This is a genomic window from Pseudonocardia sp. SID8383 (assembly GCF_009864975.1).
Taxonomy (GTDB): Bacteria; Actinomycetota; Actinomycetes; order Mycobacteriales; family Pseudonocardiaceae; genus Pseudonocardia; species Pseudonocardia alni.
Map to the genome: position 1 here is coordinate 1 of NZ_WWFY01001232.1, position 26,186 is coordinate 26,186.

27 protein-coding genes are annotated in these 26,186 nt (G+C 72.8%); 18 read left to right on the plus strand and 9 right to left on the minus strand.

The window, feature by feature from the left end:
• A partial coding sequence (locus tag GTW08_RS29920; protein ID WP_346009996.1) for an N-acetylmuramoyl-L-alanine amidase occupies window positions 1-412 on the minus strand: 412 nt, incomplete at its 3' end.
• A 127-nt stretch (window positions 413-539) separates the two neighbouring features.
• Here GTW08_RS29920 and GTW08_RS29925 point away from each other — a divergent pair.
• Window positions 540-854: a YbaB/EbfC family nucleoid-associated protein gene (locus tag GTW08_RS29925; RefSeq protein WP_060713646.1), complete on the plus strand. Its 315-nt coding sequence runs from the start codon at window positions 540-542 to the stop codon at window positions 852-854.
• Between the two features lies 1 nt (window position 855).
• Window positions 856-1,473, plus strand: a complete 618-nt coding sequence (gene recR, locus GTW08_RS29930; RefSeq protein WP_062399547.1) for a recombination mediator RecR — start codon at window positions 856-858, stop codon at window positions 1,471-1,473.
• Window positions 1,474-1,684: 211 nt separating this feature from the next.
• Here the strand turns inward: recR and GTW08_RS29935 are convergent, their stop codons facing one another.
• Window positions 1,685-1,888 (minus strand): hypothetical protein, encoded by a 204-nt coding sequence (locus tag GTW08_RS29935; protein WP_161152860.1) that lies wholly within the window; start codon window positions 1,886-1,888, stop codon window positions 1,685-1,687.
• A 245-nt stretch (window positions 1,889-2,133) separates the two neighbouring features.
• On the opposite strand from GTW08_RS29935, the gene GTW08_RS29940 reads away from it, so the two are divergent.
• The 6 genes from GTW08_RS29940 to GTW08_RS29965 all read left to right on the plus strand — a co-directional run bounded on the left by GTW08_RS29940 (window position 2,134) and on the right by GTW08_RS29965 (window position 8,932).
• Entirely contained in the window at window positions 2,134-3,054 is a 921-nt protein-coding gene (locus GTW08_RS29940; protein ID WP_161152861.1) for a helix-turn-helix domain-containing protein, read from the plus strand.
• A 129-nt stretch (window positions 3,055-3,183) separates the two neighbouring features.
• On the plus strand, window positions 3,184-4,821 hold the full coding sequence (locus tag GTW08_RS29945) for an ABC transporter substrate-binding protein (RefSeq protein WP_161152864.1): 1,638 nt from the start codon (window positions 3,184-3,186) through the stop codon (window positions 4,819-4,821).
• A gap of 76 nt (window positions 4,822-4,897) precedes the next feature.
• Window positions 4,898-5,902, plus strand: a complete 1,005-nt coding sequence (locus GTW08_RS29950) for an ABC transporter permease (RefSeq protein ID WP_073575756.1) — start codon at window positions 4,898-4,900, stop codon at window positions 5,900-5,902.
• Window positions 5,899-6,825, plus strand: a complete 927-nt coding sequence (locus tag GTW08_RS29955) for an ABC transporter permease (RefSeq protein ID WP_073575757.1) — start codon at window positions 5,899-5,901, stop codon at window positions 6,823-6,825. The genes GTW08_RS29950 and GTW08_RS29955 overlap by 4 nt, the downstream gene beginning before the upstream one ends.
• On the plus strand, window positions 6,822-7,832 hold the full coding sequence (locus GTW08_RS29960) for an ABC transporter ATP-binding protein (protein ID WP_275939031.1): 1,011 nt from the start codon (window positions 6,822-6,824) through the stop codon (window positions 7,830-7,832). Before GTW08_RS29955 ends, GTW08_RS29960 begins: the two co-directional genes overlap by 4 nt.
• Window positions 7,829-8,932 (plus strand): ABC transporter ATP-binding protein, encoded by a 1,104-nt coding sequence (locus GTW08_RS29965; protein WP_073575759.1) that lies wholly within the window; start codon window positions 7,829-7,831, stop codon window positions 8,930-8,932. Before GTW08_RS29960 ends, GTW08_RS29965 begins: the two co-directional genes overlap by 4 nt.
• Before the next feature lie 109 nt (window positions 8,933-9,041).
• On the opposite strand, the gene leuA is transcribed toward GTW08_RS29965, so the two are convergent.
• Window positions 9,042-10,838 (minus strand): 2-isopropylmalate synthase, encoded by a 1,797-nt coding sequence (gene leuA / locus GTW08_RS29970; RefSeq protein ID WP_073575760.1) that lies wholly within the window; start codon window positions 10,836-10,838, stop codon window positions 9,042-9,044.
• A 293-nt stretch (window positions 10,839-11,131) separates the two neighbouring features.
• On the opposite strand from leuA, the gene GTW08_RS29975 reads away from it, so the two are divergent.
• Both GTW08_RS29975 and GTW08_RS29980 read left to right on the plus strand, forming a co-directional pair.
• Window positions 11,132-11,437: a hypothetical protein gene (locus GTW08_RS29975; protein ID WP_073575761.1), complete on the plus strand. Its 306-nt coding sequence runs from the start codon at window positions 11,132-11,134 to the stop codon at window positions 11,435-11,437.
• Between the two features lie 144 nt (window positions 11,438-11,581).
• A complete protein-coding gene (locus GTW08_RS29980) occupies window positions 11,582-12,979 on the plus strand; it encodes an amidase (protein ID WP_073575762.1) in 1,398 nt (465 codons plus the stop codon).
• 6 nt (window positions 12,980-12,985) lie between these two features.
• Here GTW08_RS29980 and GTW08_RS31325 read toward each other — a convergent pair whose 3' ends face one another.
• Window positions 12,986-13,147, minus strand: coding sequence for a hypothetical protein (locus GTW08_RS31325; RefSeq protein ID WP_167379067.1), 162 nt, complete (start codon window positions 13,145-13,147; stop codon window positions 12,986-12,988).
• Between the two features lie 56 nt (window positions 13,148-13,203).
• Here GTW08_RS31325 and GTW08_RS29985 point away from each other — a divergent pair, with 56 nt between their 5' ends.
• From GTW08_RS29985 to GTW08_RS29995, 3 genes are all read left to right on the plus strand, one after another.
• Window positions 13,204-13,701 carry a CGNR zinc finger domain-containing protein gene (locus GTW08_RS29985; RefSeq protein ID WP_217266896.1) on the plus strand — a complete coding sequence of 166 codons (498 nt, stop codon included), beginning with the start codon at window positions 13,204-13,206 and terminating at the stop codon, window positions 13,699-13,701.
• Window positions 13,702-13,928: 227 nt separating this feature from the next.
• A complete protein-coding gene (locus GTW08_RS29990) occupies window positions 13,929-15,194 on the plus strand; it encodes an aspartate kinase (RefSeq protein ID WP_073575765.1) in 1,266 nt (421 codons plus the stop codon).
• A gap of 6 nt (window positions 15,195-15,200) precedes the next feature.
• Complete coding sequence (locus GTW08_RS29995) at window positions 15,201-16,274, plus strand: aspartate-semialdehyde dehydrogenase (protein WP_062399569.1); 1,074 nt, start codon at window positions 15,201-15,203, stop codon at window positions 16,272-16,274.
• A 69-nt stretch (window positions 16,275-16,343) separates the two neighbouring features.
• On the opposite strand, the gene GTW08_RS30000 is transcribed toward GTW08_RS29995, so the two are convergent.
• Window positions 16,344-17,288: an endonuclease/exonuclease/phosphatase family protein gene (locus GTW08_RS30000; RefSeq protein WP_161152862.1), complete on the minus strand. Its 945-nt coding sequence runs from the start codon at window positions 17,286-17,288 to the stop codon at window positions 16,344-16,346.
• Between the two features lie 355 nt (window positions 17,289-17,643).
• Window positions 17,644-18,837: an MFS transporter gene (locus GTW08_RS30005; protein WP_083658643.1), complete on the minus strand. Its 1,194-nt coding sequence runs from the start codon at window positions 18,835-18,837 to the stop codon at window positions 17,644-17,646.
• A 187-nt stretch (window positions 18,838-19,024) separates the two neighbouring features.
• On the opposite strand from GTW08_RS30005, the gene GTW08_RS30010 reads away from it, so the two are divergent.
• The gene (locus GTW08_RS30010; protein WP_073575767.1) at window positions 19,025-20,482 is read left to right on the plus strand and encodes a catalase; all 1,458 of its coding nucleotides are present in this window, start codon (window positions 19,025-19,027) and stop codon (window positions 20,480-20,482) included.
• A 68-nt stretch (window positions 20,483-20,550) separates the two neighbouring features.
• Window positions 20,551-20,895 carry an arsenate reductase (glutaredoxin) gene (arsC, locus tag GTW08_RS30015; RefSeq protein ID WP_073575768.1) on the plus strand — a complete coding sequence of 115 codons (345 nt, stop codon included), beginning with the start codon at window positions 20,551-20,553 and terminating at the stop codon, window positions 20,893-20,895.
• Here the strand turns inward: arsC and GTW08_RS30020 are convergent.
• Window positions 20,892-22,730 (minus strand): prolyl oligopeptidase family serine peptidase, encoded by a 1,839-nt coding sequence (locus GTW08_RS30020; protein ID WP_073575770.1) that lies wholly within the window; start codon window positions 22,728-22,730, stop codon window positions 20,892-20,894. The two genes, arsC and GTW08_RS30020, sit on opposite strands and share 4 nt — an antisense overlap.
• 75 nt (window positions 22,731-22,805) lie before the next feature.
• Here GTW08_RS30020 and GTW08_RS30025 point away from each other — a divergent pair, with 75 nt between their 5' ends.
• Window positions 22,806-23,216, plus strand: a complete 411-nt coding sequence (locus GTW08_RS30025) for a hypothetical protein (protein WP_073575771.1) — start codon at window positions 22,806-22,808, stop codon at window positions 23,214-23,216.
• 12 nt (window positions 23,217-23,228) lie between these two features.
• Here GTW08_RS30025 and GTW08_RS30030 read toward each other — a convergent pair whose 3' ends face one another.
• Window positions 23,229-23,819 (minus strand): TetR/AcrR family transcriptional regulator, encoded by a 591-nt coding sequence (locus GTW08_RS30030; protein WP_073575772.1) that lies wholly within the window; start codon window positions 23,817-23,819, stop codon window positions 23,229-23,231.
• A 159-nt stretch (window positions 23,820-23,978) separates the two neighbouring features.
• Between GTW08_RS30030 and GTW08_RS30035 the strand changes: the two genes are divergently transcribed.
• Entirely contained in the window at window positions 23,979-25,145 is a 1,167-nt protein-coding gene (locus GTW08_RS30035; protein ID WP_073575774.1) for an LLM class flavin-dependent oxidoreductase, read from the plus strand.
• 18 nt (window positions 25,146-25,163) lie between these two features.
• On the opposite strand, the gene GTW08_RS30040 is transcribed toward GTW08_RS30035, so the two are convergent.
• Window positions 25,164-25,595, minus strand: coding sequence for a DUF1707 domain-containing protein (locus GTW08_RS30040; protein ID WP_073575775.1), 432 nt, complete (start codon window positions 25,593-25,595; stop codon window positions 25,164-25,166).
• Window positions 25,596-25,643: 48 nt separating this feature from the next.
• Between GTW08_RS30040 and GTW08_RS30045 the strand changes: the two genes are divergently transcribed.
• Window positions 25,644-26,186 (plus strand): methyltransferase domain-containing protein (locus GTW08_RS30045; protein WP_161152863.1); only part of this gene is annotated, 543 nt, incomplete at its 3' end.

Below are 26,186 nucleotides of genomic sequence, written 5' to 3' on the forward strand. Positions count from 1 at the left end.
CGCAGGGGCCGACGCCGTCGTCGTCGGGGCGGGTGAGCACCACCCGCACACCGGCGGCCTCCAGCCGGGACCGCACCCGCCCGGCCAGGTCCCAGGTGAAGGTGTGCTCGGCGTAGCCGTCGTTCGTGGAGGTGCCGGTCGTGTTGCACGGCTTGGTCCCGCCGCGCCCGTCGGGGACCGGTCGGTTCACCGCGGCCGGGTCTGCCGCGTTGCCACCGTTGTGCCCGGGGTCGAGCAGCACGACGGGGGCGGGCGGCGGCGCCGGGGTGGCCGACTCCGAGCGGGTCGTCGCGGCCGGTGACGGCGTCGCGTCGACGGCGGGCGGGGCAGCCTGCGGTGCCCCGCAGCCCGCGCACAGCAGCGCGACGACGACCGGGAGGACGGCTGTGGCGGAACGGATCAGGGCGCGCACGGTCGGTCAGCCTGACACGTCTACCCTGGGAGAAGGACACGTCCGCGCCGGTCGCGCCGGGGAAGCCCCCGATCGCGCGAGCCGGACCCGACAGCGAGGGGTACGCGTGCAACCCGGTCAGCCCGACATGCAGATGATCCTGCAGCAGGCCCAGAAGATGCAGCAGCAGCTCCAGCAGGCCCAGGCCGAGCTCGCGACCGCCGAGGTCACCGGCCAGGCCGGGAACGGGCTGGTCGAGGTCACCGTCACCGCGGGCCTGGAGCCGCGCTCGGTGCGGATCGACCCGAAGGTCGTGGACCCCGAGGACGTCGAGACCCTCCAGGACCTCGTCGCCGGCGCGCTCGCCGACGCGGTCCGCCGTGCGCAGGAGCTGCAGCAGGAGAAGATGGGTCCGCTCGCCGGCGGTCTCGACATGGGCGGCCTGGGCCTCCCGGGCGCCTGAGGTGTTCGAAGGACCGGTCCAGGACCTGATCGACGAGCTGGGGCGCCTGCCCGGGGTCGGTCCGAAGAGCGCCCAGCGCATCGCGTTCCACCTGCTCGCCGCGGACCCGGCCGACATCAACCGGCTCCAGGAGGTCCTGCAGACGGTCAAGCAGGGCGTCGCGTTCTGCGACGTGTGCGGCAACGTCGCGTCGGACACCCGCTGCCGCTACTGCTCCGACGCACGACGCGACCCGACGCTGGTGTGCGTGGTCGAGGAGCCCAAGGACGTCCTGGCCGTCGAGCGGACCCGGGAGTTCAAGGGGCGCTACCACGTGCTCGGCGGCGCGCTCGACCCGCTGGCCGGGATCGGCCCGGACACGCTGCGGATCCGCGAGCTGCTCGCCCGCCTCGGCGGCACCGGTCCGGCGACCGACGAGACCGAGATCTCCGAGGTCATCATCGCGACCGACCCCAACACCGAGGGTGAGGCGACCGCGACCTACCTGGTCCGGCTGCTGCGCGACTTCCCGGGCCTGAGCGTCACGCGGCTCGCGTCCGGCCTGCCGATGGGCGGCGACCTGGAGTTCGCCGACGAGATGACGCTCGGCCGCGCGCTCGCCGGCCGCCGGGCCCTCTAGCCCCCGGACACGGAACGGGCCGGTCCGTCCCGGGCGGGTCGTCCCGGTCGTGACCGGCCACCCGGCGCAGCAACCCCCCGCCGCGGCGCCGTCCTTCCTGGTGGGTCCCGAAAGCGGCGTCAGCCGTATCGACACTCCTTCGGTGAGCCTCAGTCGGTATCGATACGACTTCGGTGAGCCTCAGTCGGTATCGATACGACTTCGGCGAGCCTCAGTCGGTGTCCTCGTCGCCCCACGCGTCCACGCGGTGCGGCCTGCCGTGGAGCCGGCGCTGCCTGCGCTCCCACTCCCGGCGTCGCTGCTCGGCGATCCGGCGCCACGCCTCGCTCTGGCGCCGGTCGGTCACCCCGATCACGATCGCCGAGACGACCAGCGTGGCCAGCCCCGCCAGGGCCACCGCCACCAGCGCGATCACGGCGACCACCGCCCGGTACGGGCGCTGTGGTGCGTGCCTGTGTGCGGCACCTGCGTCCTGCGGATCATGTCCATCTCCCTTCGTGTGTCGCGGTCGGTCCGTGGCCCCGGTTGACACGGCCGGTGTGGCTGCCGTCACGTTCAGGTGATTCCAGGATGCACGACGACCCGCCTCTGTGCAATTGCAGGCACAGGGAATTGCACAGAACTGTAGATTGCACGGCGGGGCCACGGAGGGGGCGCGAGGTGGAGCAGGAGCCGACCGGCGCGCGACGACGGCTGGGTGCCGAACTGCGCAGGCTGCGCGTCAACGCCGGTCTGAAGCTGGAGGACGCAGCGGGTGGCGTGGGCTGCTCGACGTCGAAGATCAGCAGGCTGGAGAACGGCAAGGGGGTGCCGCGCCCGGCCGACGTCGCCGCGCTGGTCGAGGTCTACGGCGGGGTCGCCGGGGTCGAGGCGGAGATGCTCGAGCGGCTCGTCACCGAGAGCCGCACCCGCGGCTGGTGGGAGCCGTTCACCGAGGGCCTGCGCAGCGACCCGCACTTCCTGCCGTCGCCGGGGCGCTACGCCGCCGCCGAGTCCGACGCGACCGCCGTCGCCGCGTTCGACCTGACCGTGCTGCACGGGCTGCTCCAGACGCCCGCCTACGCACACGCCGCGCTGCGTGCCCGGCTCCCGGGGCGCCCGGACTGGGAGATCGACCAGCTCGTGCGGCTGCGCGGACGTCGCCACGAGGCGCTCACCGCGACGCCGCCGCTGGTGCTCGACGCCGTCGTCGACGAGGCCGTGCTCGCCCGCGCGACCGGCGGCCCCGCGGTGATGGCCGAGCAGCTCGACCGGCTGCTCACGCTGTCGGGCCTGCCCGACGTGACGCTGCGCGTGCTCCCGTTCGGCGCCGGACCGCAGCGGGCGCACGCCGGCCGCTTCGCGATCCTGACCGTCCCCGACGAGCTCGGACCCGACGTCGTCCACACCGAGGGGCACGCCGGGGAGTCGTTCCTGGAGTCGCCCGCCGACCTGCGCACCTACCGCGAGGTCTTCGACGAGGTCCGGGACGCCGCGCTCGACGAGGACGCCTCGCGGGCCGCGGTGTCGGCACACCGGGACGCGCACCGGTCGGCTGTCGACGACGGTCCGGACGAACGGGACGTGCGTACCAGTTCGTAGCACTATCGTGACGCAAGGGTCTACCGGTTGGTAACGGACCGCTATAGGTTTCCCCGTCATCAGGTGTCCGCACGCACACATCGGGTGGACGCCTCTGCCGACGAGGGGACCGGAATGCGCAGACGGTGGATGACGGCGGTCATGGCGGGCGTGCTCGCAGTGGGCATGACCGCCTGCGCGAGCTCGGAGCGCGGAGCGGGTGGCGACGCCGCCGGGGGGACGTTCGTGTTCGGCGCCGCGGGCGCGCCGAAGAACTTCGACCCGATCTTCAACGACGACGGCGAGAGCTTCCGCCCGGCCCGGCAGATGTTCGACACGCTGATCACCTACAAGCCCGGGACCACCGAGCTCGAGCCCGGCCTGGCCACCGAGTGGACGTCCACGCCGGACGGCAAGACCTGGACGTTCACCCTCCGCGAGGGCGTCACGTTCCACGACGGCACGCCGCTCGACGCGACCGCGGTCTGTGCGAACTTCGACCGCTGGTTCAACATGAAGGGCGCCGCGGCGCAGAGCCAGATGATCTACTACGGCGACGTCTTCGAGGGCTTCGCCAAGAACGAGGGCGACGCCTCGGGGGCCCCGCTCTACAAGTCCTGCACGGCGCAGAGCCCGAACACCGCCGTGCTGGCGCTGAACGAGTTCAAGGGTGCGTTCCCGGCCGCCTTCGGCCTCACGTCGTTCTCGATCTCCAGCCCGGCGGCGCTCGAGCAGTACGACGCCGACGCCGTCACCCAGAGCGGTGACTCCTTCACCTACCCCGCCTACGCGAACGAGCACCCGACGGGCACCGGGCCGTTCAAGTTCGAGAGCTTCGACAAGGCGAACAACACGATCACCCTGGTCCGCAACGACCAGTACTGGGGCGAGAAGGCGAAGCTCGACCGGCTCATCTTCAAGATCATCCCCGACGAGAACGCCCGCAAGCAGGAGCTGGCCGCCGGCACCATCGACGGCTACGACTACCCGTCCCCGGCGGACTACCAGACCCTGAAGGACCAGGGTGACCAGGTGCTGATCCGCCAGCCGTTCTCGCTGCTCTACATGGGCATCAACACCAAGAACAACCCGAAGCTCAAGGACCTGCGGGTCCGCCAGGCGCTCGCGTACGCCATCGACCGCGAGTCGCTGGTCCGCACCAAGATGCCCGAGGGCTCCGCGGTCGCGAAGGAGTTCGTGCCGCCGACCGTCGCGGGCTACGCCGATGACGTCACCCAGTACCCGTACGACCCGGAGAAGGCCAAGCAGCTGCTCGCCGAGGCCGGCGCGCAGAACCTGACGCTGAACTTCTACTACCCGACCGAGATCACCCGGCCCTACATGCCGAACCCGGCGGACCTGTTCTCGGCGATGTCGGCGAACCTGAAGGCCGTCGGCATCACGGTCAACCCGGTCGCGCGGCCGTGGAACGGCGGCTACAAGGACGACGTCCAGAAGGCGGGCAAGCACGACCTGCACATGCTCGGCTGGACCGGCGACTACAACGACGCCGGCAACTTCGTCGGCACGTTCTTCGGCCGGGAGAAGGCCGAGTTCGGGCCGCAGGACCCGGCGATGTTCGCCGAGCTGGCCAAGGCCGACTCCATCCCGGACCCGGCCGGTCACGCCGCCGCGTACCAGCAGGCGAACAAGGACATCATGGCCAAGTACCTGCCGGCCGTGCCGATCCTGACCACCGGCCCGGCGATCGTCGTCGGACCGGACGTGCAGGGCGTGATCCCGTCGCCGCTGACCGACGAGCGCTTCGTCTCCGTCAGCAAGAACTGACCGTGCCCCGGGCGCCGCGGAGACCCCGCGGCGCCCGGTCGCGTGTCCCGCCTCCCACCACTGAGGACATCCACGCATGCTGCGCTTCGTCGCGCGCCGCCTGCTCCAGGTCGTCCCGACGCTGCTCATCCTGTCCGTGCTGTTGTTCGCCTGGCTGCGCTCGCTGCCCGGCGGGCCGGCCGGTGCGCTGCTCGGAGACAAGGCGACCCCGGAGTCGATCGCGGCACTGAACAAGACGCTGGGCCTGGACCAGCCCATCCCGATCCAGTACCTGCACTACCTCGGCCGGGCGCTGACCGGCGACTTCGGCGCCTCGTTGGTCACCGGTGACCCGGTGATCACCGAGCTCGGCCGCGCGCTGCCGGGGACGATCGAGCTGTCCCTGTCGGCGCTGCTGCTCGCCGTCGCCCTCGGGATCCCGCTGGGCTACCTCGCCGCCCGCCACCGCGGCGGTCTCTGGGACAACCTGACCATCGTCGGGACCCTGGTCGGCGTCGCCGTGCCGGTGTTCTTCCTCGGCTACGTGCTCAAGCAGTTCTTGGCCGTCGACCTCGGCCTGTTCCCGCCGTCCGGGCTGCAGTCGACCGGCATCGACGCCACCTCGGTCACCGGCTTCCCCACCCTCGACGGCCTGCTGACCCGCGAGTTCGACGCCAGCTGGGACTCGCTGCTGCACCTCGTGCTGCCCGCCGTCACCCTCGCCACGATCCCGCTCGCCGTCATCGTGCGGATCACCCGGGCCTCGGTGCTCGACGTGCTGGAGTCCGACTTCGTCCGCACCGCCAACGCCAAGGGGCTCGCGCCGGGCACCGTCCGCGGCCGGCACGTGCTGCGCAACGCGCTGCTGCCGGTCTCGACGACGATCGGTCTGCAGACCGGCCTGCTCCTCGCCGGTGCGGTGCTGACCGAGAAGGTGTTCAACCGGCCCGGCATCGGCACCCTGATCGCCGAGGGTATCGAGCGCCGTGACTACCCGCGGCTGCAGGCCGTGGTGCTGCTCGGCGCACTCATCTACGTGCTGGTCAACCTGCTCGTCGACCTGTCCTACGCCGTGATCGACCCGAGGGTGAGGCTGCGATGAGCGCACCGACCACCTGGGCGCAGCGGCGGAAGGACCGGATCGACGACACCGCCGGCCGCAGCCTGTCCGCGGACGCACTGCGCCGGCTGCGCCGCAGCCCCACCGCGATCGTCGGGGCGGTGATCATCGGGGTGTTCGTGCTGGTCTCGGTGTTCGCGCCGCTGCTGGCCCCGCACGACCCGGCGCAGGCGTTCCCGCAGCTGCTCGACCAGCTGCGCCCCGGCTCGATCCCCGGACCGCAGCCCGGCTTCCTGCTCGGCAGCGACCAGAACGGCCGTGACGAGTTCTCCCGGATGATCCTGGCGTCGCGTCAGACCCTGCTCGTCGGCGTGCTCGCGACCGTGTCCGGGCTCGCGGCGGGCCTGGTCATCGGCGTGCTCGCCGGAGCGTTCGGCGGCTGGATCGACACCGTCCTGATGCGCGTCACCGACGTGCTGCTGTCGATCCCGTCGCTGCTGCTCGCGATCTCGGTCGCGGCGCTGGCGGCCCGGCCCAGCCAGACCACGGTCATCATCGCCGTCGCGCTGGTGAACGTGCCGATCTTCGCGCGGTTGCTGCGCGGGTCGATGCTCGCCCAGCGCGACTCCGACCACGTCCTCGCGGCCACCGCGCTCGGCGTGAAGCGACGGGCGGTCGTGCTGCGGCACATGCTGCCCAACGCGATCGGCCCGGTGATCGTGCAGGCCACGCTGACCCTGGCGACGGCGATCCTCGACGCGGCCGCGCTGTCCTTCCTCGGTCTCGGCGACGCCGACCCGGCCCGCGCCGAGTGGGGCCTGATGCTCGCCTCCGCGCAGCCCTACCTCGACGTCCGGCCCGGGCTGGCGGTCTACCCGGCGATCGCGATCATCGTCGTCGCGCTCGGGTTCACGCTGCTCGGCGAGTCGCTGCGCGAGGCCATCGACCCGAAAGGCCGGAGATGACCACACCTCCGATGAACCCGTTGTTGCAGGTCCAGGACCTGTCCGTGCGCTTCGTGCGGCGGGGTGAGGCCGACGTCGTCGCCGTCGACGGGGTGTCGTTCGACGTCCGTCCCGGCGAGGTCGTCGGCCTGGTCGGCGAGTCCGGCTGCGGCAAGTCCGTGACCTCCCTGGCGATCATGGGACTGCTGCCGGGCCGCACCCCCCGGGTGGGCGGCTCGGTGCTGTTCTCCTCCGGGGACGAGTCCGTCGACCTGCTCACCCTGTCCGACGCCGAGCTGCGCGAGCGGCGCGGCCGCGACATCGGGATGGTCTTCCAGGACCCGCTGTCGTCGCTGAACCCGGTCGTCCCGGTGGGTGTCCAGATCACCGAGGCGCTCACCCGGCACCGCGGGATGAGCAAGCACGAGGCGCGTACGGAGGCCGTCTCCCTGCTGGAGCGGGTCGGCATCCCCGACCCGGCACGACGCGTGTCGGCCTACCCGCACCAGATGTCGGGCGGGATGCGCCAGCGCGCGCTGATCGCGATCGCGCTCGCCTGCCGGCCGAAGCTGCTCATCGCCGACGAGCCGACCACCGCCCTCGACGTCACCATCCAGGCCCAGATCCTGGAGCTGCTGCGCGAGCTCGTCGCCGAGACGGGAACGGCACTCATCATGATCACGCACGACCTGGGCGTCGTCGCGGGGCTCTGCGACCGGGTCAACGTCCTCTACGGCGGCCGGGTCGTGGAACGCGCGGAGCGGCACGCCCTGTTCGGGGGACCGCGCCACCCGTACACCTCGGGGCTCATCCGGTCGATCCCGCGGCTGGACTCCGACCCCGCCGCGGAGCTGCCCGCGATCACCGGGTCGGTGTCGGACAACCTGCCCTGGGACCACGCCTGCGCGTTCGCGCCGCGCTGCCCGCGGGCGCTGGAGACCTGCACCTCGGTCACCCCGGTGGCCGACGACGAGGCGGGCCGGCTGCTGCGCTGCCACAATCCCGAGCCGATCGGAGCGACGGCATGAGCCCCCTGCTGGAGGTCGAGGACCTGCAGGTCCACTTCCCGATCACACGGGGTGTGCTGGTGCAGCGCACCGTCGGGCACGTCCGGGCCGTCGACGGCGTCTCGCTGCGGATCGAGCGCGGTGAGACCTACGGCCTGGTCGGCGAGTCCGGCTGCGGCAAGTCGACCCTCGGGCGGGCGATCCTCAAGCTCACCGAGCCGACCGCGGGCACGGTGTCCTTCGACGGCACCGACGTCGCCGCACTGAAGGGGGAGCCGCTGCGCCGGATGCGCCGCCGGTTCCAGATGGTGTTCCAGGACCCGATGTCCAGCCTGGACCCGCGCCAGTCGGTCGGGTCGCTGCTGCGCGAGGGCCTGGCCGCGCACGGGATCGAGGCCGGTCCGGACCGGCTCGCCGAGCTCATGCGCGCGGTGGGGCTGCCCGAGTCCGCACTGCGCCGCTACCCGCACGAGTTCTCCGGCGGGCAGCGTCAGCGCATCGGGATCGCCCGGGCCCTGTGCGTGGAGCCCGACCTCGTCGTCGCCGACGAGCCGGTCTCGGCGCTGGACGTGTCGGTGCAGGCCCAGGTGCTCAACCTGCTGCGCTCACTGCAGCGCGAGCTCGGCCTGACCTACCTGGTGATCGCGCACGACCTGGCCGTCGTGCGGCACGTCTCGGACCGGGTCGGGGTGATGTACCTCGGGTCGATCGTGGAGGAGGCGCCCGCCCGCGCGCTCTACGACGGCCCGCTGCACCCCTACACCCGGGCCCTGCTCTCGGCAGTGCCGCAGCCGGACCCGACCGTGGAGGACACCCGCGAGCGGATCCTGCTGTCCGGGGACCTGCCCTCGCCCGCCGCGCCGCCGTCCGGGTGCCGGTTCCACACCCGCTGCCCGTGGCGCCAGGACGACCGGTGCTCCACCGAGCGCCCGCAGCTGCGCGTGCTCGACGGCGACACCTCGGGGCACCGGGTCGCCTGCCACCACGCCGAGGCCGTCCGCGACGGGCGGATCATCCCGCACGAGGTGACCGCCGACGAGGCCGAGGCCGCCGCCGCACCGGACACCGGCCCGCGGGATCCCGACCGGCAGATCACCCTCGGCGACGCGATCGGCCGCTGAGCCCCGGCCCCGCGGTGCCCTCGCGGTTCCCCTGCGGTGCCCCCAGGGGAACTTTCGTGGCTTAGAGCGCTACGAGAGTGACCCTGGGGGCAGGGCGGGGTGCGCGGACTCAGCGCAGGGCGCGGTTGATCGCGCTCACGACGCCCTTGAGGCTGGCGCTGGTGATCGAGCTGTCGATCCCGACGCCCCAGAACACCTTCTCCTCGACGGCGCACTCGACGTAGGCCGCGGCGCGGGCGTCGTCACCGCCGCCCATCGCGTGCTCGTGGTAGTCGAGCACCCGCACGTCGAACCCGATCCCGGCCAGAGCGTCGACGAACGCCGCGATCGGTCCGTTGCCGGAGCCGGCGATCTCGTGCAGGTCGGACTCGACGCGCACGGTCGCCACGATCTCGTCGCGGCCCTCGCCGTCGCTGTGGACGCGGTGGCGCACCAGCTTGAGCGGGGTCTCGCGGCCCAGGTACTCGACGTCGAACGCGTCGCGCATGGCCTTGGGCTCGACCTCGCCACCCTCGGTGTCGGTGAAGGCCTGGATGACGTGGCTGAACTCGATCTGCAGCCGGCGCGGCAGGTCGAGCTGGTGCTCGGTCTTCATGATGTAGGCGATGCCGCCCTTGCCGGACTGGCTGTTGACCCGGATGACGGCCTCATAGGTGCGGCCGATGTCCTTCGGGTCCACCGGCAGGTACGGGACCTCCCAGGTGTGGTCAGCGACCGGGTGACCGGCCTCCGCGGCGTCGGCCTCCATCGCGGCGAAGCCCTTGTTGATCGCGTCCTGGTGGGAGCCGGAGAACGCGGTGTAGACCAGGTCGCCGCCCCACGGGTGGCGCTCGTGCACCGGCAGCTGGTTGCAGTACTCGACGGTGCGCCGGACCTCGTCGATGTCGGAGAAGTCGATCTGCGGGTCGACGCCCTGGGTGAACATGTTCATGCCCAGCGCGACCAGGTCGACGTTGCCGGTGCGCTCGCCGTTGCCGAACAGGCAGCCCTCGATCCGGTCGGCTCCGGCCTGGTAGCCCAGCTCGGCGGCGGCGATGCCGGTGCCGCGGTCGTTGTGCGGGTGCAGCGACAGCACCAGCGAGTCGCGGCGGGCCAGGTTGCGGTGCATCCACTCGATGGAGTCCGCGTAGACGTTCGGCGTCGCCATCTCGACCGTCGCCGGCAGGTTGACGATCATCGGGTGCTCGGGCGTCGGCTGCCAGATCGCGCTCACCGCGTTGGTGATCTCGACGGCGTACTCCAGCTCGGTGCCGGTGTACGACTCCGGGGAGTACTGGAAGGTCCAGTCGGTCGCCGGGTACTTCTCGGCGAACTTGCTGACCTCCTCCGCGCCGTCGGTGGCGATCTTGGTGATGCCCGCGCGGTCGGAGCGGAAGACGACCCGGCGCTGCAGGATCGACGTCGAGTTGTAGAGGTGGACGATCGCCGAGTGCGCGCCCTCGCAGGCCTCGAAGGTCCGCTGGATCAGCTCCGGGCGGGCCTGGGTCAGGACCTGGATCTGCACGTCCTCCGGGATCGCGCCCTGCTCGATGATCTCGCGGACGAAGTCGAAGTCGGTCTGGCTCGCCGCCGGGAAGCCGACCTCGATCTGCTTGTAGCCCATGCGTACCAGCAGGTCGAACATGCGCCGCTTCCGCAGCGGGCTCATCGGGTCGATCAGTGCCTGGTTGCCGTCACGCAGGTCGACCGCGCACCACAGCGGCGCGGTGTCGATGACCTTGTCCGGCCAGGTGCGGTCGGGCAGCGAGACCGGCTCGACCAGCTGATGGAAGGGCTTGTACCGGTGGACCGGCATCTGCGAGCCGCGCTGCCGGTTCCAGGCGGGCTGGGTCGCGTGCGGCGCGCCCTCGGGGGTGCGGACGTTGCTGCGGGCGCGGGCTTCGTAGGCGTCGGGAGAGGTGGTCACGGGAATGCTCCGTCGTCGTGCCGTCGTGGCGACCGGCGGACACGCGAAACCCCGCGACGAGGGGCCGGTCGGTTCAGACCCCGCCGCGGCGGCGAAGGAGCAGGCGCGCCATGTCTCCTACCGTAGACCCGAACCCCCGTTGCGCGGCAAGTCGCCACCCGCACGGTCGAACCCGGCCCCCGAGCCCCGGCTCGCAACGAAGTGATCACAACCAGCGGCGTTTCCCCTCGTTGGAAGGGCAGTGAGGATGCGGCGGTGCAACCATGACGCCGTCCGTGACGAAGGGGTTTGTGATGGCGGCAACCGTGGGTACGACCGTGCGGCAGGGCATGGGGATCATCGCGACGATCGTGCGGATCGTGGGCCTGGTGATCGTGGCCATCCTGGTCGCGCACATCGTGCTGACCCTGCTCGACGCCAACCCGGCGAACTTCCTCACCGAGTTCGTGTCCTCCTGGGCGGCCCAGCTGAACCTCGGTCTCGGTGACCTGTTCACCCCGTCCCAGCCGAAGATGGCCGTCACCCTGAACTACGGGGTCGCCGCGATCCTGTGGCTGATCATCACCACGGTGGTCGTGCGGCTGCTGCGCCGGGTCTGACACGTCCCCGCGCCGGGCGCGGATGCGGTGGCAGGATGCCGGGACGTGCCGGCGCCGCGACGCCGGACCCGTCCGGCCCGGAGGAGCACCACCCATGAGCTCTAACCGACCCACCCGCGTCGGGGCCGTCCTGGTGCGGTCGCGGTGACCGTCACGGTCGCCTCGAGCGCCTGCGAGCAGGTCGCGGCGCTGCGCGCCCGGGAGATCTCGGCCCGCGAGCTGATGGACCTGCACCTGGCCCGGATCGAGGCCCGCAACCCCGAGCTCAACGCCGTCGTCTCCCTCGACGTGGAGCGCGCGCGGGCGGGTGCCGCCGCCGCCGACGAGCGGCTGGCCTCCGGTGCGACGGTCGGGCCGCTGCACGGGCTGCCGTTCGCGTTCAAGGACACCCACGCCGTCGCGGGGTGGCGGACGACCTACGGCTCGCCGCTGTTCGCCGACCACGTCCCCGACACCGACGACCTGATCGTCGAGCGCATCCGGGCCGCCGGCGTGGTGCCGATCGGCAAGACCAACGTGCCGGAGTTCGCGGCCGGTTCGCACACGTTCAACCGCGTCTTCGGCACCACGGTCAACCCGCACGACCCGACGCGGTCCGCGGGTGGGTCGTCCGGCGGCGCGGCGTGCGCGCTGGCGGCCGGGATGGTCCCGCTGGCCGAGGGCTCGGACATGGGCGGTTCGCTGCGCAACCCGGCGTCGTTCTGCGGGGTCGTGGGGTTGCGCCCCTCGTGGGGACGGGTGCCGGAGTGGCCGTCGTCGAACATGTGGGAGACCACGTCGACCGGGGGCCCGATGGCCCGCACCGCCGACGACGCCGCGCTGCTGCTGTCGGTGCTCGCCGGTCCGGACCCGCGCGCCCCGCACGCCCTGGGCGACCCCGGGGAGACCTTCGCCCCGCCGCTGCGCCCGGTCCCGCTCGCCGGGCTGCGCGTGGCGCTGTCGGCCGACCTCGGTGGCGCGTTCACCGTGGACCGCTCCGTCGCCGCGGTCGTCGAGGCGGCCGGTGACGCACTGGCCGGCGCCGGGGCGGCGGTCTCGGGCACCGCGCCCGACCTGACCGGCGCCGACGAGTGCTTCCGCACCCTGCGCGCCTGGCACTTCCAGGCCCGGTTCGGCATGCAGCTCGCCGTGCATCCGCAGGAGTTCAAGGCCTCGCTGGCCGCGAACATCAGGGCAGGCGAGGCGCTGACCGGCGCTGACGTCGCCGTCGCGTACCAGCGCCGCACGACGCTCGCCCAGCGGATGCGGGAGTTCTTCACCGAGCACGACGTGCTGGTGCTGCCGGTGTCGCAGGTGCCGCCGTTCCCGGCCGACCAGGAGTTCCCGGCCACCGTGGACGGCGTCCCGATGGCGTCCTACCTGGACTGGATGCGTTCGGCGTACCTGATCACCGTGACCGGCTGCCCTGCCGTCTCGGTGCCCTTCGGCCGGACCCCCGACGGGCTCCCGGTCGGGGTCCAGCTCGTCGCCCGCCACGGCGCCGACCGCGCCCTGCTGGAGATCGCCGCGGCCGTCGAGCGCTTGGCGCGTCCCGCGGCCTGAGGGGGCCTACCCGCGCTCGGCCGGGGCGAGGGTCCGCGGGCCGTCCACCCGGTCCGGGCGTAGCCGGATCCGCCACGCCCCGCACCGGCAGCGCTGGTAGCTCACGACGCCGTCGGAGGTGCGGTGCCGCGACGTCGTCTCCCACTCGTGGTCCAGGGGTGTACTCACGACGACGACGTTGCTGTAATGGGTCAGTGCACATCAACCCTTACGGACGTGATCCGGTGCTCCTCGCCACCGACCTGGTGAACGCGCCGCCGTCGTCGACCGGGGAGCTCGTCGCGCGCTGTCTCGCCGCCGGGGTGACGCGCGACTGGGACCCGGTCGGCGCCGACCTGCCGACGGTGCTCGACTTCCTGCGCCGGTGGGAGGCGGTCGTCGACGCCGAGCCGGGCGCGGAGCGGGCACGGCTGCTCAACGCCCTGCTCGCCGAGTCGACCGGGCCGCCACGCCTCACCGACCACGACGGCCACTGGCACCTGCACCACCGCGACGACGGTCTGGGCCTGGCCGGTGTGCTGCGCGCCCTGCTCGCGACCGGCACCGCCACCCACCTGGCGACCCGGGGGATGGACCGGCTCGGCCGGTGCGCCGCCGAGGGCTGCACCCGCGTCTACGCCGACGTCTCCCGCAACGGCAGGCAGCGGTACTGCAGCGCACGCTGCGGCAACACCGACGCGGTCCGTCGGCACCGCGGCAGGCAGCAGCCCGTCCGGGCCTGAGCCCCCGGTCCGGGGCCGTGCGGCCCGCGCACATACCCGAGCGGGGGGTCCGCGGGCGAGCCCGTGTGGTCTGGGTCATCGGTGACCGTCCAGATCCTGAAAACGGACGGCGCTCGCCGGTACTGTTCCGTTCCGACCAACGCCGCCGGTGCGTCACCTGCGCATTCCGGCGGTCGAAGAGAGAGCACCCGACGGCTCCCACCGCGGAGCCAGGATTGGAGGTCGGCGTGGCCCTCGTCGTGCAGAAGTACGGCGGTTCGTCGGTCGAGAACGCTGAGCGGATCAAGAAGGTCGCCGAGCGCATCGTCCGTACCCGCAAGGAGGGCCACGATGTCGTCGTCGTCGTGTCCGCCATGGGGGACACCACCGACGAGCTGACCGATCTCGCCGAGCAGATCTCCCCGAAGCCCCCGCTGCGGGAGATGGACATGCTGCTCACCTCCGGTGAGCGGATCTCGAACGCACTCGTCGCGATGGCGATCCACGCCCTCGGCGCGGAGGCCCGGTCGTTCACCGGCTCGCAGGCGGGCATGCTCACCACCTCGAAGCACGGTGACGCCCGCATCACCGAGGTGAACCCGTGGCGCCTGCGTGAGGCCCTCGACGAGGGGCACATCGTGCTCGTCGCCGGCTTCCAGGGCATGAGCGCGGACTCCCGCGACATCACCACGCTGGGCCGCGGCGGCTCGGACACCACCGCCGTCGCGCTCGCGGCCGCGCTGAACGCCGACGTCTGCGAGATCTACTCCGACGTCGACGGCGTCTACACCGCCGACCCGCGGATCGTCTCCAAGGCGAGCCTGCTCGAGACGGTGACCTACGAGGAGATGCTCGAGCTCGCCGCGTCCGGCGCCAAGGTGCTGCACCTGCGCGCCGTCGAGTACGCCCGCCGCTACGGCGTCCCGCTGCGGGTGCGCAGTTCCTACAACGACAAGCCGGGCACCCTGGTCTCCGGCTCGATCGAGGAGATCCCGTTGGAGAATCCGATCATCACCGGCGTCGCCCACGACCGGTCCGAAGGCAAGATCACCGTCACCGGGGTGCCGGACACCCCCGGCATGGCGGCGAAGATCTTCCGCACGGTCGCCGACGCGGAGATCAACATCGACATGGTGCTGCAGAACATCTCCAACGTGTCGGACAAGAAGACCGACATCACCTTCTCGCTGCCCCGCACCGACGGTGACACCGCCGTCGCGGCGCTGGAGCGCGCGAAGGGCGAGATCGGGTTCACCGAGCTGATCTACGACAACGACATCGGCAAGGTCTCGCTGGTCGGCGCCGGTATGCGCAACCACCCCGGCGTCACCGCGAAGTTCTGCGAGGCGCTCTCCGACGCCGGGATCAACATCGAGACCATGAACACCTCGGAGATCCGGATCTCGGTCATCTGCCGCTCCGACCAGCTCGACGACGCGGTGCAGGCGCTGCACGAGGCGTTCGAGCTCGGCGCCGAGGACGACGCGGTGGTCGCCGCCGGAACGGGCCGGTGAGCTGAGATGGCCATGGACAAGCCCGTTCTCGCGCTGGTCGGCGCGACCGGTGCCGTCGGCACCACCATGATCGAGATCATCGACTCCCGCGAGTCGGTGCCGTGGGGCGAGATCCGCCTGATCGCCTCGGCCCGCAGCGCAGGCAAGGTGCTGACGGTCCGCGGCCAGGACATCACCGTCCTGGAGCTGAAGCCCGAGGTCTTCGACGGCGTCGACATCGCGATGTTCGACGTCCCCGACGAGGTCTCCGCCGAGTGGGCGCCGATCGCCGCCTCCCGCGGCGCGATCGCCGTCGACAACTCCGGCGCGTTCCGGATGGACCCCGAGGTCCCGCTCGTGGTGCCCGAGGTGAACCCGGAGAAGGTGACCGAGCGGCCCAAGGGCATCATCGCGAACCCGAACTGCACGACGCTGTCGATGATGGCGGCGATGGGTGCGCTGCACCGCGAGTTCGGGCTCGAGGCGCTGGTCGTGTCGTCGTACCAGGCCGCGTCGGGTGCCGGCCAGCCCGGCATCGACCAGCTGCAGGCCGAGCTGTCCGCGGTCGCCGGCAAGGACCTCGGCAAGGCCGCCGGCGACGTCGCGGCCGTCCTGACCGAGGCCGGCATCCCGGTCGGCGGCGACTCGCCGTTCCCGGCTCCGCTGGTGCTCAACGTCGTGCCGTGGGCCGGCTCCCTCAAGGACGACGGCTGGTCGTCGGAGGAGCTGAAGGTCCGCAACGAGTCCCGCAAGATCCTCGGGATCCCGGAGCTCAAGGTCTCCGCGACCTGCGTGCGCGTCCCGGTCGTCACCACGCACGCGCTGGCGATCCACGCGACCTTCTCCTCGGAGGTCTCGGTGGACGCCGCCCGCAAGGTTCTCGGCGCGCAGCCGACGATCGTCGTCAAGGACGACCCGGCCGCCGGCGAGTGGCCGACCCCGGCCGACGCCGTCGGTGGGGACCCGACCGTGGTGGGCCGGATCCGGCAGTCGCTGGACTTCCCGAACACCCTGGAGCTGTTCGTGTGCGGGGACAACCTGCGCAAGGGTGCCGCCCTGAACACCTACGAGGTGGCGGAGACGGTCGCCGCGGCCGGCTGACCGACCCCTCCGCACGTTCGACGGCCGCCGCCCCGGAGCCCGGAGCGGCGGCCGTCGTCGTGTGCGGGTCTAGGGCAGGCGCAGCGTCGCCACGATCGCGCGGTGGTCGGTGCCGGGCACCAACCGCGTCCCGAAGGACTCGGCGGCGATCCCGCCGTTGTAGACGATGTGGTCGATCTGCGGCCCCAGCCACGACGGCGCCCAGGTCGGCCAGGTTCCGGCCAGCCCGTTGCCGGTCTGCGAGCCCGCGTCGCCGCAGCCCTGGATCGCGTTGCGGAAGACCGAGTGGTCGAGGCTCGCGTTGAAGTCGCCGGCGACGATCGCCGGGCTCGTCGCGGAGCACCACTTCGCGACGGTCTCCAGGTCCGAGCGCCACTGCCCGACCGAGCGCGGGACCGGCGCGACGGAGTGGAACGCGACGAAGCGCAGGTTCCCCAGGCCGCCGCCGGTGATCTCGATGTAGTCGAAGCGGACGTCCTTGCCGATCCGGGTGCGGACGTCGCCGAGCCGGTCCGACCAGGCCACGGTGTTGCCGGTGACGTCGCGGTCCCAGCGGTCGACGCTGGACGCCGTCCGGTAGCCCAGCGGCTCCAGCAGCGGCGCGATCTCGCTCTCGTAGCGGCCGCCCGCCTCCGGGATCGAGACGACGTCGGGGTTCTCCGCGGCGACGAGCGCGGCGAGGGAGTCGGCGTCGGCGTTGCCCTCGTAGACGTTGAGCGCCAGCACCTTCAGCGGGGTGCCGCCGGTGGGCGCGGGGTCGGCCACGGTGCGCGGGAGCACCATCGCCGCGCCGACCAGCGCGACCAGCGCGAGGACGACCGGCACCGGCCAGAACCGGCGGGCGGCCAGGGTGATCAGCAGGCCGATCACCACCAGCACGCCGAGCGCGGCGACCATCAGCGGCCGGAAGGCGATGACCTGCGCGAACGGGGAGTGGGCGTCGAGACCGACGAGGTCGGGCAGCGTCGCGAGCGCGGCGGCGGCACCGAGGAACAGCGCGAACCCCCAGCGCACCCGACCTCCCCGACGACGGGGCCGCCCACTCGGGATGGGCTGGGTCTCGGAGTCGGGGTGGGGCGGTGCGCTCACTCGATCCAGTCTGCCCGAGGGGCCCACGCGCCCGCCGCATCCGGACGGTGCGCTGCGCCGATCGTCTGTGGACTCTCTCAGTGTCCGAGTTGCGCGACCGCTCGTCGACCGTTCGCACGTCGAGATGCAGCTCAGGGCCCCGGCGGAGCGATTCGGACGACCCTGAGGTGCATCTCGGCGGCAGCGGGATCGCCGAGATGCAGCCCAGCGGGCCTGGAAGATCCACAATTCCCGCTGACGTGCATCTCGGTGACACCGACGGCCGTGTGGCCCCGGCCGGTCAGGCCCGGACGCGCAGCAGCGGCGCCGCCACCCCGGCGGCGACGACCGCGACCGACCCACAGGCCAGCATCGCCACGCCGGGTGAGGCGGTGTCGACCAGCACCCCCGCCAGCGGGGTCGCGATGGCGATGCCGAGCGTCGTCGCGGAGCCCTGCAGGCCGGTGACCAGGCCACGCACCCGGTCCGGGGCGAGGTCGCCGATCGCGGCACTGCCCGCCGCGAGCGTCGACGCGGTCGCCAGACCCGCGGGGAGCAGCAGGAACAGCAGGCTCCACCACGACCAGGCCAGCGCCGCCGGGAGCGTCGCCAGCCCGAGCGCGGCGAGCAGCAGCGGCAGCGGCAGGCTGCGGCGGGCGCTGCCGTAGAGGAACCCGCCGACCAGCGACGCCAGGCACCACACGGCGTTGACCAGCGCGATCGCCCACGCCTGCCCGGAAGAGGTGAGGGCGGCGATGAACGCGAACTCGGTGCCCATGATCGCGATCACCGCGGCGGTCACCGCCAGCAGCGCGCCGACCAGCGGCCGGGTCAGCCAGCTGCGCAGCGGAGGGCGGGGGCCGGTGCGGGCGGCCCCGTCGCCGTCGGCACGGACCGGTGGGTCGAGCCGCCACAGCGCGATCCCGGCCAGGACGAACCCGGCGCCGATCACGCGCATCGTCGTCGCCGAGCCCAGCCACACCGTCAGCAGCGACCCGACGGCGGGCCCGGTCATGTAGGAGATCTCGACGGTCATCGAGTCCAGCGCGAAGGCGGGGCGGCGTCGTCCGGCCGGGACGGCGGCCGCGATGACCTGCCGGACCAGCGAGAACACCGGGAGGGTCAGGATGCCGGCGACGAAGGCGGCGCCGAGCAGACCGGCGTAGCCCAGCAGCGGCGCCACCGACCAGAACAGCAGGCCCGCGGTCATCGTCAGCGCCAGGACCGGCCGCAGCCCGTGCCGGTCGACCATCGTGCCGAGCAGCGGGGCGCCGATCGCCATCCCGGTCGGGACCGCGGCGGCGACCAGCCCGGCGGCGCCGAAGCCGTAGCCGAGCATGGTGACGGTGTGCAGGGTCAGGGTGACGCCGACGGCCGTCGCGGGGATGCGGGCGGCCATGCCGATCGCGGTGATCGCACCGACCCCGGGCAGGCGCAGCACGTCGGCGAACGCACCCGGGCCGGCGCGGGGTGCGGTGGCGGCGGTGTCGGGCACGACCCCATCCTGACCCGCGCCCGTCGTCCTCGCGCACCGGTTTCGGGTTTCGGCCGGGACCCCACGGGAAGTCCCTGGGGACCGAACACCGCCGACCGCGACGCGGCCGCGCAGCCGCGGGAGCGTCCCGGTCGACACGGCGGGGCACCGCCCGCCCCACCCACCACGCGTACGAGGAGGCTCGGCCGTGACCACGTCGCACCAGCCCAAGCCCACCACCACGGACTCCGGCAGCCCGGTCGCCAGCGACGAGCACTCGCTGACGATCGGCCCCGACGGCCCGCTCCTGCTCAACGACCACTACCTCATCGAGCAGATGGCGAACTTCAACCGGGAGCGCATCCCGGAGCGTCAGCCGCACGCGAAGGGCGGTGGGGCGTTCGCGCGGTTCGAGACCACCGAGGACGTCTCGCAGTACACCAAGGCCGCGTTCCTCCAGCCGGGCGTCGAGTCCCGTGGCGTGATCCGGTTCTCGACCGTCGCCGGTGAGCGCGGCAGCCCCGACACCTGGCGCGACCCGCGCGGCTTCTCGCTGAAGCTGTGGACGACCGAGGGCAACTGGGACATGGTCGGCAACAACACGCCGGTCTTCTTCGTCCGCGACCCCATGAAGTTCCAGCACTTCATCCGCAGCCAGAAGCGGCGCGTCGCGAACAACCTGCGCGACCACGACATGCAGTGGGACTTCTGGACGCTGTCGCCGGAGTCGGCGCACCAGGTCACCTGGCTCATGGGCGACCGGGGCATCCCGAAGACCTGGCGGCAGATGAACGGCTACTCCAGCCACACCTACAGCTGGATCAACGAGGCCGGCGAGATGGTCTGGGTGAAGTACCACTTCAAGTCCGACCAGGGCGTGGAGTGCCTGACCCAGGACGAGGCCGACACCCTCGCCGGCTCGGACCCCGACTACCACCAGGCCGACCTCTACAACGAGATCGAGGCGGGCAACCACCCGTCCTGGACGCTGTACGTGCAGGTCATGCCGTTCGCCGACGCCAAGACCTACCGGTACAACCCGTTCGACCTGACCAAGGTGTGGCCGCACAGCGACTACCCGCTGATCAAGGTCGGGAAGCTGACGCTGGACCGCAACGTCGAGGACTACCACGCCGAGATGGAGCAGGCCGCGTTCGAGCCGAACAACCTGGTGCCCGGCACCGGGCTGTCGCCGGACAAGATGCTGCTCGCCCGCGGGTTCTCCTACGCCGACGCCCACCGCGCCCGGCTCGGGGTCAACTACAAGCAGATCCCGGTCAACGCGCCCCGCAGCGAGGTGAACAACTACCAGAAGGACGGCGCCATGCGGATCACGAACACCCGTGACCCGATCTACGCGCCCAACTCCTACGGCGGCCCGGCGGCCGACCCGAAGCGCGTCTCCGAGGCCCTCTGGTACGCCGACGGCGAGATGGTCCGCAGCGCGTACTCCCTGCGCGAGTCCGACGACGACTGGGGCCAGGCCGGGATCATGGTCCGCGAGGTCTTCGACGACGCCGCCCGCGAGCGCTTCGTCGGCAACGTCGCCGGGCACCTGCTCGACGGCGTGACCGAGCCCGTGCTGCAGCGCGCCTTCGAGTACTGGCGCAACGTCGACAAGAACATCGGCGACCGGATCGAGCAGGCCGTCCGCAACGGCGGCTGACCGCTCCGCGCACCGACCGACGGCCCCGGGGACACCCCCGGGGCCGTCGTGCGTCCTAGGCTCGGGGTGTGGAGATCTGGCACAACCCGCGCTGCTCGAAGAGCCGCGCCGCCCTCGCGCTGCTGACCGACCGCGGCGTCGAACCGACGGTGCGGCGCTACCTCGACGACCCGCCGACCCGCGCCGAGCTGGAGCGGGCCCTGGCCGCGCTCGGCACCGAGGACCCACTCGCGATCACCCGCACCGGCGAGCCCGCGTTCCGCGAGCAGGGCCTCGCCGGCGCCGACCGGGACACCCTGCTCGACGCGCTGGCCGCCGAGCCGAAGCTCATCGAGCGGCCCGTGGTGATCGACGGCGACCGGGCCGTCGTCGGCCGGCCGCCGGAGAACGTGCTGGGTCTGCTCGGCGATTAGCCCAGAGCCCGCCGCACGAAGTCGACCTCGGTCGCGATCAGGTCCAGCTGGTCGGACACCACCAGCGAGCCGTGCCCGGCGTCGAACCGGCTGACCTCGTAGGTCACGTCCCCGCGTCCGGCCAGCGCGTCCAGGTAGTTGTCGATCTGCCGGATCGGGCAGCGCGGGTCGTTCTCCCCGGCCAGCACCAGGACCGGCACGCGGACCTCGTCGACGTAGGTCAGTGGCGAGGCCTCCCGGTAGAGGTCGGGCAGCTCGTCGGGGGAGCCGCCGAACAGCGCACGGTCGAACGCGCGAAGCTGCTCCATCTCGTCGGCATAGGCGGCGGCGTAGTCGGCCACCGGCACCCCGGCGACGGCCGCGGCCCACCGCTGCGGCTGTGTCCCGGCGGCGAGCAGCGACAGGTACCCGCCCCAGGACCAGCCGTCGACGGCGCAGCGGGCCGGGTCGACGGTGCCGTCGGCGACCAGCGCGTCCTGGACGGCGGCGACGTCCTCCAGCTCGGTCAGCCCCGGCCTGCCCTCGATCGCGTCCCGCCAGGCCGAGCCGTAGCCGGTGGAACCGCGGTAGTTCACCTCGACGACGGTGAACCCCGCCTCCACCCAGGTGGCGCGGCCGGCGTCGAAACGGTCCTCGTCGGCGGCATGCGGACCGCCGTGCAGCACGAACACCGCGGGCGCCGGACGGCCGTCGACGCGCGGCGCCTCGGCGACCAGGCTGTGCACCTGCCCGGCCGGGACCCCGGTCCACACGTCGCGGACGGCGACCGAACCGGGCGGGCGCTCCCCGGGCGGGGCGACCAGCACCTCGTCGGTGCCGTCCGGGCGCAGTGCCCGGATCTGCGACGGGGTGGCCGCCGACGACGCGGAGTACTCGACGGTGCCGTCGTCGCGGACCTCGGCGGACCCGACGCAGCCGGGCGCGGTGGGCAGCTCGGTCAGCTCGCCGGATGCCAGGACGTAGCGGAACAGCCGGGTGCGGGCGGCGTGGGTGTGCGCGATAAGCAGCGCGGAGGCGTCCGGGACGAACCCGCCGACCAGCTCGCCGGGCAGGTCGACCGCGAGCTCGGTGACCTCACCGGTGGTCGGATCCCAGACCAGCAGCTCGTCACGGCCGCGGCGCTCGTGGCCGACGAGCAGCCGCTGGTCGCCCGCGACGGGGGAGAACTCCAGCGCGGCGAGGCCGCGGCCGGGCCCGTCGTGCAGCTCGGCGACGGTGTCCCCGGTGGCGACGTCGAGCACCCGCAGCGACGGGTGCCGCGAGTCGCCGTGTTCGGAGTGCGAGATCGCCAGCAGCGTCTCGTCCTCCGACAGCGCGCCGACGCCCGCGTCCTCGGTGTGCCGGTAGATCTCCCGGGCGTCGGTGCCGGAGCCGCGCTCGTGCACCGCCAGGACCGTGCCGTCGTCGGTGGACACCCCGATCGCGGTGACCCGGCGGCCGATCTCCAGGCCCGCCGGGTAGCCGTCGCCGGCGCCGGGGACGGCGGGCACGGTGTCGGTGCCCGCCGTGGAGGACCACGGCTGGGCGACCCAGTGGCCGAACTCGTCGCCGTCGGTGTCGGCGAACCACCAGACGTGCCCGCCGTCCGGCGGCAGCACGGCCGAGGTGGTGCCGTTGCGCCGGTCGGTGACCTGGCGGTGCTCCCCGGAGTCGCGGTCCCAGGCGTGGATCTCGAAGGTCCCGGTCGCGTTGGACACGTAGACCGAGCGGGCCGGTGCGTCGCGGGCCCAGCCGGGGCGCGACATGCGCACCGCGGTGAACCGGGACCGCCAGCGCTGCTCGCGCTCGTCGTCGAAGAGCGTCGGGGGAACGGGTGCGCTGGGGTGCGGGCTCACGCCCCGATCGTGCCGAACGCCACGAACGGGTGCACCGGGCGGGGTCGTCGGACGCGCATCCGGCAGCATGGAGGCATGCGGAGACCGGCCCGGCTGCTGCTCGCCGGGGTGCTCGTCCTCTTCCCGGCCGCCGCGGGCTGCGGTGCGGCCGGATCGACCGCCGGCACCGTCGTGAGTGGTCCGACGGTCACCGCCAGGGCCGACTCGCAGGGCCTCACCGCGGTCCGGTTCGACCACTCCGCGACGCATCCGGAGCCCGCCGTCCCGACGGTGCGGGTGCGCCGCGGGACGACGGTGGTGCTCACCGTCGGCAGCGACGTCGCGCGCCGGGTGCTGGTACCGGAGCAGGGCCGTGCCCTCGACGTCAGCGCCGGGGGCACGGTCACCCTGCGCTTCCTCGCGCTGGGGACGTTCACCGTGCGGGTGGCCGAGCCCGGTGCGGTCCGCGGCGGGACGATCATCGGCCGGGTCGAGCCCTGGCACTGACCCGCCGGGGGATCAGGCGAAGGCGTCGGCCCGGTCGGCGATGGCGCGCAGCCCCTCGGCGATGTCCACACCGGACGGCGCGGTGCCGGGGTCGAGCATCCACTGGACCATGAGCCCGGTGAGCAGCGCCTGGTAGACGGAGCCGAGGACGTGCACGCGGCGGTCCGCGGCGGCCGGGTCGTCGGGCAGCGTGTGGAAGGTCAGGGCCAGGCCCTCACGGACCTCCCGCTGGGCCTCGGCGAGCTTCGCGCGCAGCTCCGGCAGCCGCTCGGCCTGGGCGAGCGCCTCGACGTGGGTGGCCCACAGGCGTCGCTGGGTGGAGAACAGGCCGACCACCCGGCTCCAGGTCTCCTCGACCCGGCGCTGCGGGTCGGTGGTCCCTCCCGCGGGCTCGGCGAGCGCCCGGTCGAGCTCCTCGCCCCAGGCCGTCGTCGCCCGCAGCAGGGCCTCGGTGAGCAGGGCGTCCTTGGAACCGAAGTGGTAGCCGATGGAGGCCAGGTTCGTCCCCGACGCGGCCACCACGTCCCGTGCGGTCGTGCGGCCGAACCCCTTCTCGTAGAGGCACTGCGCGGCCCCGTCCAGAAGCTCCTCGCGGTGTCCCATGATCGCGGAACCTATCGGGTCGTCACGGACGTCCGTACACCGGCCGTTCACCCGGTCTGCCACTGTCGTGCAACGCTTGCGTGACGCCGGTCACGACGGGTAAGGACTGTCGTGGCGGTGCCCCCGACGGAGCGGGCGCCGGAGCGACGAGGAGTCACCGTGAGCAGACTGCGATTCGGCACCTTCCTGGCCCCGTTCCACCAGCCCGGGCAGAACCCCACCCTTGCGCTGCAGCGCGACCTGGAGCTCGTCGAACACCTGGACCGGCTCGGCTTCGACGAGGCGTGGATCGGCGAGCACCACTCCGCGGGCTCGGAGATCATCGCCTCGCCCGAGATCTTCATCGCCGCGGCGGCGGAGCGGACCCGGAACATCAAGCTCGGGACCGGCGTCACCTCCATCAGCTACCACAACCCGCTGTGGGTGGCCGACCGCATGGTGATGCTCGACCACCTCACCCGCGGCCGCACGATGCTCGGCTGCGGGCCCGGTTCGCTGCCCACCGACTCGTCGATGATCGGCCTGAACCCCACCGACACCCGTGAGCTGCTCGAGGTGAACCTCGACATCATCATGCGGCTGCTGCGCGGCGAGGTCGTGAACGCCGAGACCAGGACCCACACGCTGATCGACGCCCAGCTGCAGCTCGCGCCCTACAGCGACCCGTGCTTCGACATCGCGGTCGCCGCCGTCGCGTCCCCGACCGGGCCGCGGATGGCGGGGCAGCACGGCGTCGGTCTGCTGTCCATCGGCGCCACCCTCACCCAGGACGGCTTCGACGCGCTGGCCCACCACTGGAGCGTCGTCGAGGAGCGCGCCGCCCACCACGGGCAGCCCGCGCCCGACCGCAGCACGTGGCGCCTGGTCGGCCTCATGCACGTCGCCGAGACCCGTGAACAGGCCTACCGCGAGGTCGAGTACGGCATCGAGCACTGGTTCCGCTACTTCCAGAAGGTCGCGGCGTTCCCGCAGATGGCGGTCGCGGGCGGCGACGTCAAGGAGATGATCGACTTCATCAACGACGCCGGGATCGGCGCGATCGGCACCGTCGAGGACGCGAAGGCGCAGGTGCAGAAGCTCGTCGACCAGTCCGGCGGGTTCGGCGCCTTCCTACTGCTCGGCCACGAGTGGGCCAACCCGGTCGCGACCAAGCGCTCCTACGAGCTCATCGCCCAGCACGTCATGCCCGAGTTCCAGGGGCAGGCCGCGGGCACGCTGGCGGCCAGGGACCGGGCCAGCTCGACCCGGGAGAAGCACGCGCAGACCCAGCTCGACGCCGTCGACACCATGACCAAGCGCTACGAGCAGGAGAAGGCGGGCGGCTGACGGGTCCCGGCGCGGCGGCTACCGGCCGCCGCGCCGCGGGCGCCCCGCGCCCGCCACCCACAACGTCAGCAGCACCGCCCCGGTCGGCGCGGAGAAGACCAGGAACCACCACGGGCTCAGGTCGGTCAGCAATGCCAGCACCGAGGTCCCGGCGGCGGCCGCGGCGGTGATGCACAGCCAGATGACCGTCAGGACCCGCATCGCGACGCCCCCGGCCGTCGCGGAGAACACCAGGCCGTCGCGCCGGGACGGGGCCGAGGAGGCGGGCAGGTCCAGGGTCACCCGGCCCAGGTCGCCGCGGGTGCGCATCCGCCAGACCTCGGTCACGCGCTCGTCGTACTCGGCGAGGTCGAGGTAGCCCTCGGCGTGGGCGGCGCGCAGCCGGTCGGCGACGGCCTGGCGTTCGGCGTCGGAGATACGGATCTGCTCGGGTCCCACCACCTCGTCCACCTCCTCGATGATGCCTGTCGGTGCCCGGTCCGTGCCAGGATGACCGCTGTGGCGGCGAGGGCGGTCCCGGCGCGGGCGCGGTTCGCGGCCGGCGTCGTCGGCGCGCGTCCGGGCACCCGGGTGCTGGAGGTGGGCTGCGGGCCGGGTGCCGTGGCGTCGCTGGTCTGCCCCCGTCTCGACCGGGTCGCGGGCGGCGCGATGTGGGCGGTGGACCGCTCGGCCGTCGCCGTCGCGCGGACCACCGAACGCTGCGCGGCCGCCGTCGACGACGGCGTGCTCACCGTGCTCCGGTCGGACCTGGCCGGGCTGCGGCTCGCGGCGGGCTCGGTGGACGTCGCGTTCACGCTGAACGTCAACCTGTTCTGGACCCGCGACCCCGGGCCCGAGCTGGCGGTGCTGCGCGGGGTGCTCGCGCCGGGCGGGGTGCTGCACGTGCTCTACGAGGGCACCCCACCCGCGGCCGTTGCGTCGGGGCTCCGCCGCAACGGCTGGGACCCGGTTCCGGTGTCCGGCGACGGCGGGGCCGGGGTGACGGCCCGGCCGACCCGAGACGCGACGGTGCCCGGCGGGGCGGTCCCGCCGGGCACCGGG